The organism is Nostoc sp., from assembly GCF_036916975.1.
GTDB lineage: Bacteria > Cyanobacteriota > Cyanobacteriia > Cyanobacteriales > Nostocaceae > Nostoc.
In genome coordinates this window covers 1-14216 of sequence record NZ_JBALFF010000105.1, presented here as the reverse complement: position 1 = coordinate 14216, position 14216 = coordinate 1, and the positions used below count along the sequence as shown (strand labels likewise).

Genomic DNA, 14216 nt, shown 5'->3' with positions numbered 1-14216 from the left:
CTGATTATTTATGCTTTCCAGAGGTAGAGAAATGAGAATAAAAACACCCAAATTATATCCACAAAGTGCCAAAACAAAGTTGTCGTACTTGCCCCGAAGTGTCCTTTGTTATAGTTACCTGCAATGAAAGAACGCACAAGCATAATTATTTGGAGAATCACACCACTAAGAATGTGCAGACCGTGGAAACCCGTTAATAAGTAAAATGTTGAACCAACAAGTCCTGTGCTTAACTTAAAATCAAGTTTACTCCACTCAATTGCTTGGCCAACTAAGAAGTAGGTTCCCATGCAAATTGTCATCAGCCACATCCAGCGAAATTTTTTGAGCCTGCCACGCTTGAGAGCATTTTCTGCTAGTTGGATTACCAAACTGCTAGAAAGCAATACCACCGTATTAATAATAACGAAAGTAGACAATTCTGGCCCAGAAATACCAGGTGGAAGCCAATCTTTTGAGTGCGTCAACCGCAGAGCAATATATGTAAAGATGAAACTTAAAAAAATTAAGCTTTCTGACAGCAAAAACACGGTAAACCCAAACATCCCTTTGCCATGATGGTCTTCAGAGTTTCCACCACCATTTGGCAAAAAGCGTTGTAACCAATTTGGTAGGCGGCGATGCAATCGCTCAAAACGGATGGGACTTTCATCTATATGGATGGGGCGACGAGTCATAATAATTCGTAATTCGTAATTCGTAATTCGTAATTGGAGATTGGTAACTATCTTTCTCCCTCATCCCTATTACACTGATTCACTGTTGTCGGAATCTTCGATAACTGAATATTTGGGATCGCCATAGTCGTAGGGTGGTTTTATCACTATTGGAATTTCCTCAAAGTTATTTGCTGGTGGTGGTGAGGTGGTTGTCCACTCCAGTCCTGTGGCGTGCCAAGGATTGTTAACCGCCCTTGGGCCATATAGCCAGGAACCGACAATGTTAGCAATAAAGGGCAGTGTAGATACTCCCAACAAGAAACCCCCAAGGCTAGCTATAATATTCAATCCCTGATACTGTGGTTCATAGGAAGCAATGCGGCGCACCATTCCTTGTAAACCCAATGGGTGCATCGGAAAAAAGGTGAGGTTAGCACCAATAAAGGTTAACCAGAAATGCAACTTACCCCATCCTTCGGCATACATTTTCCCAGTTATCTTGGGAAACCAGAAATAAATGGCAGCAAAGATGGCCATCGTGATGGTATTAAAAACAACGTAGTGGAAATGACCCACTACAAAGTAAGTGTTGTGGACGTGAAGATCAAACGGGGTTGCGGCTAGCATCACTCCGGTAATACCAGCGAAAATAAACATTGCCGCACCTCCCATCGCAAACAGCATCGGTGTTTCTAAATGCAGCTTACTTTTCCAAATCGTAGCAGTCCAACCGAATGCTTTTACACCAGTGGGTACAGCAACTAACATTGATGTAAACATGAAAGTCATCCGCATCCAGTCTGGGGTAGCACTGGTAAACATGTGATGTACCCAAACAAAGATGCTCACTAAAGCAATACCTAAAGTAGCAATAGCTAATGACCGATAGCCAAACAAGGGATTACGAGAAAAGGCAGGTAGAACCTCCGCAAAAATCCCGAAGGCTGGTAGTGCCATGATGTAAACTGCTGGATGAGAGTAAAACCAAAATAGATGTTGATAAATTATCGGGTCGCCATTTTCTAACGGTTTGAAGAAATGCGTACCAAAATTCAGGTCAAATAACAGTAATATCAATGCACCTGTCAACGAAGGCAAGTTAATCAGCTGCAATAACTGAGCGCTGAAAGCTGACCAAACAAACACAGGCATTCGGAAAAATGTCATCCCCGGCGCCCGCATCCAAAAGATGGTAGTTACAAAGTTGACAGCCCCCATGATCGAAGAAATGCCTAACAGTACCAAACTGACAATCCAAATCAATTCACCATTAATCGCTTGACCGGGGGGAATTTGCAGACTAACTGGTGGATAAGACCACCAACCGGACTGTGCTGGGCCATTGGGTAGCAAAAAGCTAGACACTAGCAAAATACCAGCAGGTGGAATTATCCAGAAAGAGATGGCATTGAGCAGGGGAAAAGCCATATCCCGCGCTCCAATCATCAACGGTACTAGGTAGTTAGAAATACCTGCATTAAAGGGGATAATCCATAGGAAAATCATGATTGTCCCGTGCATGGTAAACAAGCCGTTGTAGAGAGGACGGTCTACTACATTTAATGCCGGCGTAATCAGTTCAGCCCGGATGAGCATTGCTAACAGCCCACCAATCAGAAAGAAAATGAAGGTCGTCACCATGTACTGAACACCGATAACTTTATGATCGGTGCTGAAGCTGAAATAGGGTCGCCAGTTATTTAGAGATTCGTTAGCCTCAGCCATATTTGCAGTAGAATCATGTGTCATTATTCACTTTCCTTTCACCTGTAATTATTGATGGTTGCGCTGGTGTGACAGTGTACCAGCTAGTTTTAAACCATGCCTTCGTCGTTTGTGTATGCTCGGCAACTGCTTGATTTGTTGCTGTTGGTTGTTGAGCAGCAGTCTGGGTGAGCCACTGCTTATATGCTTCTTGGGATTCAACGTATACATTTGCATCCATCAAAGCAAAGTAAGTACCGCTAAATAGAGAATCTTTTAAATGGTATTTACCTGTGCGAATGGGCGTTAGCACAATATCAATATTGCGTCCGGGGACAATATACTGCTGTAAGCGGAATTCTGGGACGTAAAAACTGTGAAGCACATCTTTGGCGTGCATATTTAGACGAGTCGGAAGGTTTACAGGCAGGTGTAATTCATTACTAGTGAGATTATTTGGATATTGGAAAGACCAATCCCATTGCTTGACAAAAACACGAATAGTTTCAGATGCTGGTTTGGGTTTGTTGTCATTTAATTCGGCGTAGGCTGGTTCTTCTAGAGGTCTATGCAAATGTACAATTTGCTGCAAACCTGTGATATCTAACTGCTGATAAATATTAAAGCCTTGGAAAGCAATCCACAATACTAGTAGAGTTGGGGTTACCGTCCACAAAATTTCTAGCCTGACATCACCTCTAGACGGGTGTCCTTCACTGTAGTCTTTTGGAGATGCCCGGAAAAAAATTATTGAATACACCATCATGCCAACAAGCCCAAGGAAGACGAATGCTCCCACTGAGACTAAAAAGCTAAACAAATAATCTACCTTTTGTGCTTCTGCTGTAGCTTCAAGAGGCATCCAAGAATACGCTTGCTGCCCAATCCAATGACTGAAGACGAGCAAAACTGCAATACAACCAGCTATTAGGAAATATTCTAAAAATCTAACCATAATATTATATTTTGTTTATTTAAGCAGTAAATTCGGGTCTTTGCCGTTTTTGAGTAACTCAGCAGCAGTAATATGAATCCCGAACTGCTCTCCTAGATGCGCCCCTAAAGTTCCGTGGACAAAAAATATCCCCATCATTGCAATACCTGCTAACAAGTAACTCCACTGCACTTGTCTGGAAGCATCTTGACGCCAACGATAGCGTTGTAAACCTCTCCATACAGTCATGGCAACGATCATCCCCAACAGCGAAACACCGCCTAAACCATGCAATAGCATTGTCCAACCAGGACTCAACCCCCAATCACTTTTTTGATTCACTGCTGGGTTTGCTAGCAGTAGCTCAAAAAAACCAAATGCGACAGTGAAAAATGTCACAATAGCCGCTCCTACTAGGTTGTACCAGCCAACATCAAAGAACCCAGAACGGATGGCAGTCAAACCCAAAAATTTCAATATTGGTCGTTCTATAGGAAAAATAGCTCCTGCTATATCAAATAAGATGGCGATGATGAACAAACCCAATGTCAGATGCACCAACTGGGGATGCATGGGAATTTCGTAGGGAAGTCCGTTTGCACCCAAACGCAACCTCAAAGAGTCAATCAGTTGCGAATTCATTGTGAAACTCCCTGCTTCATGGCTTCAACCACAGGCTCGACATGCAAACCGTATACCCAAAACAGCTTGCTTCCTAAATATACTTGTAAGAATACCAGACAAATCAAAAACGTTGCTGCCCCAAGGTAAGCAGGTGGTACTTTCCTTGAGTTGCGGTTACGAATTACAAAGCGCCAAGCCGTGATGGCAACTACAAGCGCCGCCAGCGACCAACCCATGACTGTGTGAAAATTCAGTGTTGGCTCAACAGATGCGTAATTATTTGCTAGACCTGCTTCAAATTGACCAAAGATAACTGCTAAGAAAATCGCTGCTGAAGCAACAAACATATTCCAGAAACTTACTTCAAACAACCGCACGTTGTGGGAAAAATACCCGATCGCGTCACAAATATACGAAAATAACACCATCGCAATTACAAAGTGGACGAGGATCGGATGTATCGGGTCTGGATATGGGAGATTTTGACTATTGAGAGGCAGGCCAAGCATCGTTTTTCCCTTAAGGTATCTACGGGCTATGATGACTTCTGTTAGTGATAGGATTTACGCATCAGGTACTAAATGTAGGGGCAATTCATGAATTGCCCCTACGATAAATCAAGGCTTTGACTACCTTTTTGCGTAAGTCCTGAGTAAAAATAAAATTCAGTGTTAAATTTTTAAGTATTTTTATTAAGAAAAATGTTATGGAAATAACAATTTAACAGTGTATCTAAAAACTAGAAAAAAACATACTATCTTAGGGATGATTTATCTAAAAAAGCACATTGATCGTATTGGTTGTAAAAATTACCTGTGAAAAAATGTTGGGTTTCGTTCTTCAAACGCCATTTGCAAGGCTCGTCGGGAAACTGCTTTTTTCGCAGTGGCTCCCCAACCTACTATTCTCTTTAACTGAAGCGTATTGTTGTATAAATTAAGCCGATATCAAAAACTTAAATTTTTATAAAATCTATTGTTTTTTTAGAAGATAAGTGCTGCTAAGTTTATGTTAAGTAGGTAGGCGTAATTCGTAATTCGTAATTCGTAATTCGTAATAGAGCCTCCGGCACGCTGTGCGGTTTTCATAGCCCTTTGGGCTGTACGTAAATTTTGTTTTGTAATGGGGATTTAACCCCAATCGCATTACTTGCCGTTTTTAGAACCGGGGGACTTAAACCCACGGAACAAGTTAAATATAAGATCAAACCTCACCCTCAATCCCTCTCCGAGATTTTGGAGAGGGAAGCCGGATAGAGGGTGAGGTTTTATATTTAATTTGACCCAGTTACTTATAAGGATTTCATTCAATAATGAAAATTTTTCTAAGCCTTTAGTTAGATATATCTATTACTCCAATAGTTAGAAGCGATCGCCACTACAAACCCTTAAAGTAATCCCAGAACCTGATAAATTTGCGTAACAATTAACCATTAGTTAGGCAATATTTAATACAGGCGTGTGATAAATTGATTTAGCAAGCAGTTTTGTGATTGAGGCTGTAAAATCAGCGATCGCTCATGATTTCTGAATTCTGCTGTAAGTAGGTAGGCAAGATAAAACCAAACTATGTAACGAAAAGTAAAATTTCTGTATTTTGCTCGTAGTTGCGCTTTAGCGCTAAAGCGCAACTACGAGCCAGTGATGATTATTTGCGCCCACTTACTTAAGTTTTTGCTATCAGAGACACTCCATCTCTACATTCTGAGGAAATATTATGAGCTATTCTCCTTACCTGCTCAAAGGTCAAAAAGCACTTGTAACGGGTGCTAGTTCTGGCATTGGTGAAGCTATAGCTCGCAATTTGGCTTTGTCAGGTGCAGCAGTAGCTATTAACTATAATTCTGAAGCCGAATCAGCCCAAAAAATTGTTGATGATATTAAGGCTGCAAATGGTGAAGCTTTCGCCATACAAGCTGATGTCAGCAAAGAAGACCAAGTAAAGGCAATGTTTAGCCAGACAATTGAGCAATTCGGAACGATTGACATTTTGGTGAACAATGCTGGTCTGCAAAAAGATTCACCTTTTATAGATATGAGCCTTGACCAATGGAATACAGTCATTGGGGTAAACCTGACAGGACAATTCTTGTGTGCTAGGGAAGCCGCAAAGGAATTCTTGCGTCGAGGTGTACAACCGGAGATTTCATCTGCCGCAGGTAAGATTATTTGCATAAGTTCAGTGCATGAAGTAATTCCTTGGGCGGGTCATGTTAATTATGCTGCTAGTAAAGGCGGTATCAATATGATGATGAAAAGTATTGCCCAAGAACTTGCACCCCACAAAATTCGCATTAATAGCATTGCTCCTGGTGCAATCAAAACTCCAATTAATAAATCAGCTTGGGATACTCCAGAAGCAGAGGCGAAGTTAGTACAATTGATTCCATCAAAACGAATAGGTGATGTAGAAGATATCGCCAAAGCAGCAGTTTGGTTGGCTTCTGATGAGTCTGATTATGTCAACGGGACAACACTGTTTATAGATGGTGGCATGACCTTATATCCAGAGTTTACCGAAAATGGGTGAACTACTCCTAGTAGTCTGTGCCAAAAGTTTTCAGAGGTTCGTGGTGTTCAGATCCCCGACTTCTTGAAGAAGTCGGGGATCTCGCAGCCCCGCAAAATTAATGAGACAGACCACTAGGCTCGACGGGCGATGTCAAAATCCTTTTGGGGTAAGGTTTTTTGCTTAGTTGTATTGCCTTTTGGTCGGGTAGAAAGCCCCATCTCCTTGAGCAAACGGTTAATATGGCAACTGCTAACCTTAATTCCCAATTCTTTTGCCAAATGTTTGCTTAAGCATTGTGCTGTCCAGCGTTCAAATGAATAGCCAACAAGGCGCGGACTATGGCTTACCAATTCTTTCAAGCGATCGAGGTATTGCTCATTCACAGTTTTAGGCCGTCCCATTAAGCGATCGCTCCATTTGTGAGCTTGTCCTGTTTGGGCGATCGTAATCCAGTAGCGTGCAGTCTCTTGAGAACATCCCAAAGCTTCACAGATTTGAGCCTGAGATTCACCTGTATCGAAAAGCAGCATAATTTCAATGCGACGGCGGTATTCTGCACGTAAGTCGCTTCCTAAGCTTTTCAGTAGGTATCTGCGCTGAAAGGGTGTTAAGCAAAGACCTGGATTTTCCATAATGATTCCTCTTGGTAGAACTTGCACTCTTTGGAAGTTCGTTTAGCTTCTTTGCGAACCTCTGCTTACTTCTCGGAATTAAAAGTCTATGAATTCTGCAACTTGTTACAAAAATTTATAATTATCGGATGAATGGTCAGAAGTTAGGCTTTTCAGGCGTTGATGCTGTGACTGGTCAAAAGCAGCGATAAAAAAGCGACGATGAAATCAAAGATATAGCTTCAGTATCAAGGTGGGTGACTTGGAGTATCTCAGAGCGTGAAAACACTTTAATTTACAAGACAAAAATACTTTCAATTTGAAATTTAAAAAAATTAAATAATGAAAACATAAGTACTTGAGTTATGCGAATAAAATCAGTTTTTGACCGTTGATTTTATTGATTTAATCTCAGAAGATGTAAATGGAGTTAGACAATTGATTACTAATTCCACGCTCTAGTCTTCTGACAACAGTTCTAGAGATTTGTGCTCAGACACAAGGAACAAGGAACTCTAACAACACTAAAGGATAAAACGATGGAAACGCTCAACTATCTTCATAATGAACACCTAATTGTTGAATTGAAACCTGAAGAAGCAGAAACTATGGAGGGAGGAGTCTCTTTTAAAACGTACACGACTAAGGATGTCTCTACTTACCTAAACTTTCGTTCTGGACCGGGCACCAACTACCCCAGTATTGGGCGCTGGTATCCTGGTCAGTTCTACAACTTGCAAGTACCAGCTATCCTGAAGAACGGATTCCGTAAATTAGCTTCTTCTCTGAATGTGTGGGTATCGACGCGGTACATCAAGCCGGCATAGGCAGCCCTCTTGAATAGCCAGACACTTAGAAATCTAAGTTAAAAGCTGAACATTAGTGGTTCATGTCATTAAATTTGAGAGGTTTGTAGTGAGCGATTTATCGCTGATTTTCAAGGGCTAGATCCGCTTAATACGAACTTTCATAAGCCATCAAAACTAATGACATGAAGCACTAGCTCTAATCTGAGCATAACAATCTGCTTATACCAATTCTGTATGAAGATGCGCCATATATGAGGAACGAACCGCAAAGGTCGCAAAGGACACAAAGAAAGAAACAAATAAGAAGTCAATAAAATTTAGCGCAGCCTCACAAAGAAATGGTATTACACTCGCCAAGACCATATACATGACACCTGTTGGGGCGTAAAACGATCGCTCCTACATGAAATTTTTTATATTTAAAAACAAAGTTGGAAAATCAAAGTATTTTTTATACAAAAGATTTGAATAATCAAAACATAAGTCCTTTAGTTATGCAAATAAAATTACTTTTAAACTCTTGACTTTATAAAATGAATCTCAGAATATTTAAATGCAGTTAGACAATACATCACTAATTCCACATCAACATCAATCTAGAAAAGGAAAGTGACAATGTTAAAGACCAAAGAATACTTCAAACAAATTGATGCAATTCTTGCCGTTAAGCAAGTTGATAATAATACTGCTGCTTTAGACTCTCTGATTGAAGACATTTCAGATGACAAGTCTGCTTCTGTAGCAGGAGGAGCCGTAAGGAATTTCAGTGGCACAGTTAATTACGCATCTGGGATATTACCAGCGGTATATAAAACTACCCGCCAATTCAACGACATTTCAATTCGACTGACTAAGAACCCTTACGACTTATACGTTTATGCCCCGCGCCCTAGCGGTGGTCAGGTCAACACTTATGACAGGTTTATTCCTGCAAACTACCGTGGTGTCATCACTGTGGCGGCGGATGTGAAAGATGGAACCTCTTTCCGGCTAGGCTTTTATTCTCCATCGTCCTTTGCTACGTTTAAAATAGCAGGGCGAACAACCTTTTAGCAAGATGGTGTCAGGTTTTCGCTGTTAATCTTGTCCGACTTTTGCACCAACGAATTTAATTAGGTTGACCTAACTTACTCATTTTTAAGTTGAGTCAACACCTCTAACATTTTGAAAACTAGCTCTGGTCGGGGTGAAAGCCCCGACTGACTTTCTCCTATGCGTAAGTTTTAAGTTATGAAATACCAAAGTGTACTTCAACACAGCGAAGAAGACTGCGGTGCCGCAAGTCTAGCCACTATTGCCAAACACTACGGACGCACCTTTGCCATTAGTCGAATGCGGGAAGTAGTTGGTACAGGATCGCGGGGAACCAGCTTGCTGGGGTTGAGCCGGGGTGCAGAAACTCTAGGATTTAATACGCGTCAAGTCAAAGCCTCGGTGCAACTACTTGAGCAATTAAATAAAGCCCCTCTACCCGCCATCATTCACTGGAAAGGCTACCACTGGGTCGTTTTATACGGTCAAAAGGGGAAAAAATATGTAATTGCTGACCCTGGTGTAGGCATCCGCTATCTCACCCGCGAGGAGTTGCTAGAAGGGTGGGGTAATGGCATCATGCTGCTGCTAACGCCAGACGACAGCCGCTTTTATCAGCAATCAGATGATAAAATTGGCGGCTTTGGGCGTTATCTGATGCGGGTTTTACCCTATCGCGGTATTCTCATTCAAGCGATCGCAATTAACATCGTCATTGGGCTACTTTCCCTTGTCTCTCCCTTAATGATGCAACTGTTGACCGATGACGTACTCGTGCGAGGAGATACTCAGCTGCTAACCGTCGTGGCAATTGGAGCGATCGCTATGAGTCTATTTAGCAGTGCGATCGGTTTGGTACAATCTCACCTAATTGGTCACTTCGGTCAACGACTGCAATTAGGACTGATTCTAGAATACGGACGACAACTGTTGCGTTTGCCCCTCTCGTATTTTGAAGGACGACGCAGTGGAGAAGTAGTCAGCCGGATTGCCGATGTGAATCACATCAATGAGCTAGTTTCCCAAATTGTCCTCGGTTTACCCAGCCATTTTTTTATCGCCTTGGTTTCGTTGGGTTTCATGCTCTTTTACAGTTGGGGGCTGACTTTAGCTTCCCTGGCTGCCTTTATAATTGTCACCCTTGTTAACCTGCTTTTTCTCCCTGCTTTGCGCCAGAAAACCCGCAGTGCGATCGTATTGGGTACAGAAAACCAAGGCTTTCTTGTTGAAACTTTTCACGGTGTCCAGGTGCTAAAAACTACTCAAGCCACTCCCCAAGCTTGGCAAGAGTATCAGGCAAATTATGGTCGGCTTGCTAACTTGGGCTGGAGTACGATGAAGCTGGGGCTTTACAGCAGCACAATTACTAATATTTTTTCTACTTGCACTAATATTGCCTTACTGTGGTTAGGCTCGTATTTAGTAATTAATCGTACTTTGAGCATCGGTCAGTTGCTAGCGTTTAGTGGGATGAGTGGCAACTTTCTCGGCTTTTTGAGTTCAGTCATCGGCTTAGTTGATGAGTTTATCACTGCCCAGATTGTCATCCAACGTCTGACGGAGGTAATTGATGCTACGCCAGAAGACGACAAAGACGAGAAAAAGCCTTGGGCAGAACTTAAGGGCAATATAGATATTACTTGCACCAACCTTAATTTCCACCACGCAGGTAGAGTTGACTTGCTGGAAGATTTTTCGCTGATTATTCCTGGCGGCCAAGTTATTGGGCTGATTGGTAAATCCGGTTGTGGTAAAAGTACCCTCGCCAAACTGCTTGCTGGTTTATATTTCCTCCAATCTGGCAATATCCGCTATGGCATCTATAATCAGCAAGACCTCTCAATGGAATGTCTGCGTCAACAGGTGGTGCTAGTACCTCAAGAACCTCACTTCTGGAGTCGCTCAATTATTGAAAACTTCCGCTTCAGCTATCCTCAAATAGCCTTTGAACAAATTGTGCAAGCTTGCTCTATTGCTGGTGCAGATGAGTTTATTAGTAAACTTCCCGATAAGTATCAAACTGTTTTAGGCGAATTTGGCGCGAATCTTTCTGGTGGACAACGACAAAGATTAGCGATCGCTAGAGCTATAGTTACTGATCCGCCAGTATTAATTTTAGATGAATCTACTGGCGCTCTCGACCCAGTGAGTGAAGCCAAACTCCTAGATAGACTGCTATCTCATCGACTGGGCAAAACCACAATTATGATTAGCCATCGCCCCAAGGTCATTGGGCGGGCTGATTGGATTGTATTGCTGGAAGAAGGGCGTTTAAAAATTCAAGGCACTCCAGAGGCTCTACGCCATCAACCTGGTGAACACTTAGACTTTTTAGACGGCGTTGAGCCATTAACAAATGGTTTAGTGCCTAAATCCTCTAACTCTAATGGGAAATTCAGCACAATCAGTAAATAAAATAGCATGATTAGCCATTCTAACTCAGACTACTTGCCCCCAATTCAAGATAACGAGTTTCTCCCCCCGCTTGGTCGTTGGACTACTTGGGGCGGACTAGTTCTTGTCTGTGCTGTGGGGTTAGGCGTTCCACTCGCTTCTGTTACCAAATATAAAGTGACAATTAAAGGACAAGCTGTTGTCCGCCCTGCTGGGGAATTGCGGCTGGTTCAAGCTGCTACCGAAGGTCAGGTAACGCGGGTTTTTGTTTCAGAGAATCAAGTTGTCAAAAAAGGGGATGTCATCGCCACTATTGACAACTCGAAGCTACAAACCAAAAAGAGCCAACTGCAAAGTAACATTGGGCAAAGTCGTTTACAACTGTTTCAAATCAACGCCCAGATTAACGCTATTAATAGCCAGGTTTTAGCTGAAACTGAGCGCCTCAACCGGGTTATTGCTGGTGCTGAAGCTGAATTAAGCGATCGCAGCCGCAACTATCAAGATAAAGTTATTACTACCGCTACTGATGTCCAAGAAGCGGATGCAAATGTAAATGCAGCAGATGCTAGTCTCAAAGCTGCCCAGTCAAAGCGAAATCGCTATCAGACTGTAGCCAAAGCTGGAGCCTTATCTCAAGATCAATTTGAGGAAGCACAACTAGCTGTTCGCCAGCAAGAACAAGGACTCTTAGCGGCTAAAGCTAAATTGCAAAATGTCCAAACTGCTCTTAATCCAACTAATGCACAAGTAGCGATCGCTTATAATCGCATTGCCCAAGAAAAAGCTACCGGTCAAGCCAACATTGCTACTTTAGATAAAGAACGCCTTGCTTTAATCCAGCAACGAATTGAAATCCAAAAACAGCTAGAGAGTGCCAAGAGCGAACTCCAACAGGTAAATATCGACCTCAGTCAGACTAGAATTACTGCCACAGCAGACGGAATTATTTCTAAATTAAACCTGCGAAACTCCGGTCAAACAGTGCCTGCTGGACAGGAGATTGCCCAAATTATCCCCACTGATGCCCCCTTGGAGATTAAGGCAGCAGTAGCACTTCAGGATAAAAATAAGTTGAAACAAGGCCAAACGGTACAAATGCGGGTTTCTGCTTGTCCTTATCCAGATTATGGTACTCTCAAAGGCAAGGTTAAGACAATTTCCGCCGATACAATCGCACCTCAAGGCAATGCTGCTGATGCCACCGCCACAACATCTGTCAGCCAAAAGATGGCTGCCGTTGGTGCGTTTTATCAGGTAACAATTGAGCCAGAAAGCCTTTCTCTAGGTAGGGAAAAACACCAATGTGCTATTCAATTGGGAATGGAGGGTACAGTTGATATTATTTCTAAAGAAGAGACTGTGATGCAATTCTTTTTGAGGAAGGCGAGGTTGATTGCAGATTTGTAGTGCGATCGCGTAGCCCGCCGCAGGCATCGCAGCGTAACTATTCGTAATTATTTCTCGCAATTCTACCGTGCGTTTTCTATCTATCCTTATAAAAGGTTGTAGTTTACTTGCTAGTTATTTAAGGGGTGCAATGTCTAGGATGAAGCGAGATAGGCAGCATTGGTGCTGGAAATTCGCACTGGGAAGTTGGTTGGTAATGGGTAGTGCGATCGGTGAAGCTGTATTGCAGACATTCGCTTTCTCTTTTAATTGTGCTTTTGCCCAAATTACCCCCGATAGTACTTTACCCAATAATTCTCGTGTAACAACACAGAATAACATCAGTACCATTGAAGGGGGAACCCAAGCTGGAAGAAACTTGTTCCATAGTTTTCAGCAGTTTTCTGTCCCCACTGGCGGTACTGCAATATTTAATAATGCTGCGAATATTCAAAATATCATCAGTCGGGTAACGGGTGGATCAGTTTCTAATATTGATGGGTTAATTCGTGCTAATGGAACAGCTAACCTATTTCTAATTAATCCTAATGGGATTATTTTTGGTGCAAATGCCAGCTTAAATGTTGGTGGTTCCTTTGTGGCGAGTACAGCGAATGCACTGCAATTTGGAAATATCGGATTTTTTAGCGCTACTGATAAAAATATCCCTTCCCCGTTGTTGACTATTAATCCTTCAGCATTGCTATTTAATCAGATTAATCAAAACGCAGCGATTCAAAATAACTCAATCGCACCCGCAGGAAAAGATCCAGCAGGCTTTAAGGCATTAGGTTTACGAGTACCAGATGGAAAAAGTTTACTGCTGGTGGGTGGTAATGTCAGCATGGATGGGGGAGAATTAAATGCTAGTGGTGGACGAGTTGAGTTAGGAGGATTGGGCGAACCTGGTAGTGTAGCGCTGGGTGTAGATGGCGATAATCTCAGCTTGAGATTTCCTGAGAATGTTACGCGATCTGAGGTATCTCTCAATAATCAAGCAGATATATATGTAACTGGGGCTGGTGGCGGTAATATTGCAGTCAATGCCAGAAATCTAGAAATTTTAGGAGGAAGTATTTTAAGTGCTGGTATTGGGCAAGGTTTGGGGACATCTGAAACTGTTGCAGGAGATATTAGGCTGAATGCGACAGGGGGAATCAACATTGCAGAGGGGAGCTTTATCTCCAATTCGGTGGGATTAAATTCTCTAGGCAAAAGTGGAAACGTCAATATTACAGCCGAGTCGCTTTCTGTAACCGATGGCGCTCGACTAGAGGCTAGCACTTATGGCAAAGGAGATGCAGGTAGTGTAAATATCAACGCCCGTGATACAGTCTCCTTTGATGGCATAGGTAACGATGGAAATCCCAGTAGCGCATCCAGCATAGTAAATTTGTACGCTGTGGGTAAGAGTGGGGGTGTCAATATTATAACTGGATCGCTTTTTTTAACGAATGGCGCTCGACTAGAGGCTAGCACTTATGGCAAAGGAGATGCAGGTAGTGTAAATATCAACGCCCGTGATACAGTCTCCTTTGATGGCATAGGT

At 42.4% G+C, this 14216-nt stretch carries 12 protein-coding genes; 6 read left to right on the top strand and 6 right to left on the bottom strand.

All coding sequences use genetic code 11. The features are described 5' to 3' along the window. Positions 1 to 8: 8 nt before the first annotated feature. The 5 genes from V7K73_RS25480 to V7K73_RS25460 all read right to left on the bottom strand — a co-directional run bounded on the left by V7K73_RS25480 (position 9) and on the right by V7K73_RS25460 (position 4430). On the bottom strand, positions 9 to 677 hold the full coding sequence (locus V7K73_RS25480; protein WP_334884197.1) for a cytochrome c oxidase subunit 3: 669 nt from the start codon (positions 675 to 677) through the stop codon (positions 9 to 11). A 69-nt stretch (positions 678 to 746) separates the two neighbouring features. Next, positions 747 to 2408 (bottom strand): cytochrome c oxidase subunit I, encoded by a 1662-nt coding sequence (ctaD, locus tag V7K73_RS25475; RefSeq protein ID WP_334884195.1) that lies wholly within the window; start codon positions 2406 to 2408, stop codon positions 747 to 749. Further along, positions 2398 to 3318 carry a cytochrome c oxidase subunit II gene (locus V7K73_RS25470; protein WP_334884193.1) on the bottom strand — a complete coding sequence of 307 codons (921 nt, stop codon included), beginning with the start codon at positions 3316 to 3318 and terminating at the stop codon, positions 2398 to 2400. Before V7K73_RS25470 ends, ctaD begins: the two co-directional genes overlap by 11 nt. 15 nt (positions 3319 to 3333) lie before the next feature. Next, positions 3334 to 3939 carry a DUF2231 domain-containing protein gene (locus V7K73_RS25465; RefSeq protein WP_334884191.1) on the bottom strand — a complete coding sequence of 202 codons (606 nt, stop codon included), beginning with the start codon at positions 3937 to 3939 and terminating at the stop codon, positions 3334 to 3336. After that, positions 3936 to 4430: a DUF2231 domain-containing protein gene (locus V7K73_RS25460; protein ID WP_334884189.1), complete on the bottom strand. Its 495-nt coding sequence runs from the start codon at positions 4428 to 4430 to the stop codon at positions 3936 to 3938. The genes V7K73_RS25465 and V7K73_RS25460 overlap by 4 nt, the downstream gene beginning before the upstream one ends. Positions 4431 to 5637: 1207 nt before the next feature. On the opposite strand from V7K73_RS25460, the gene V7K73_RS25455 reads away from it, so the two are divergent. Next, on the top strand, positions 5638 to 6450 hold the full coding sequence (locus V7K73_RS25455; RefSeq protein ID WP_334884187.1) for an SDR family oxidoreductase: 813 nt from the start codon (positions 5638 to 5640) through the stop codon (positions 6448 to 6450). A gap of 113 nt (positions 6451 to 6563) precedes the next feature. Here the strand turns inward: V7K73_RS25455 and V7K73_RS25450 are convergent, their stop codons facing one another. Further along, positions 6564 to 7064 carry a helix-turn-helix domain-containing protein gene (locus tag V7K73_RS25450; RefSeq protein WP_334884185.1) on the bottom strand — a complete coding sequence of 167 codons (501 nt, stop codon included), beginning with the start codon at positions 7062 to 7064 and terminating at the stop codon, positions 6564 to 6566. Between the two features lie 518 nt (positions 7065 to 7582). On the opposite strand from V7K73_RS25450, the gene V7K73_RS25445 reads away from it, so the two are divergent. The 5 genes from V7K73_RS25445 to V7K73_RS25425 form a co-directional block, all read left to right on the top strand. After that, entirely contained in the window at positions 7583 to 7870 is a 288-nt protein-coding gene (locus V7K73_RS25445; protein WP_334884183.1) for a hypothetical protein, read from the top strand. Between the two features lie 597 nt (positions 7871 to 8467). Next, positions 8468 to 8905, top strand: a complete 438-nt coding sequence (locus tag V7K73_RS25440) for a hypothetical protein (protein WP_334884181.1) — start codon at positions 8468 to 8470, stop codon at positions 8903 to 8905. Between the two features lie 177 nt (positions 8906 to 9082). After that, positions 9083 to 11299, top strand: a complete 2217-nt coding sequence (locus V7K73_RS25435) for a peptidase domain-containing ABC transporter (protein ID WP_334884180.1) — start codon at positions 9083 to 9085, stop codon at positions 11297 to 11299. Between the two features lie 6 nt (positions 11300 to 11305). After that, on the top strand, positions 11306 to 12688 hold the full coding sequence (locus tag V7K73_RS25430; RefSeq protein WP_334884178.1) for an HlyD family secretion protein: 1383 nt from the start codon (positions 11306 to 11308) through the stop codon (positions 12686 to 12688). Positions 12689 to 12818: 130 nt separating this feature from the next. After that, positions 12819 to 14216: two-partner secretion domain-containing protein (locus V7K73_RS25425; RefSeq protein WP_334884176.1), on the top strand; the 1398-nt coding region annotated here is incomplete at its 3' end.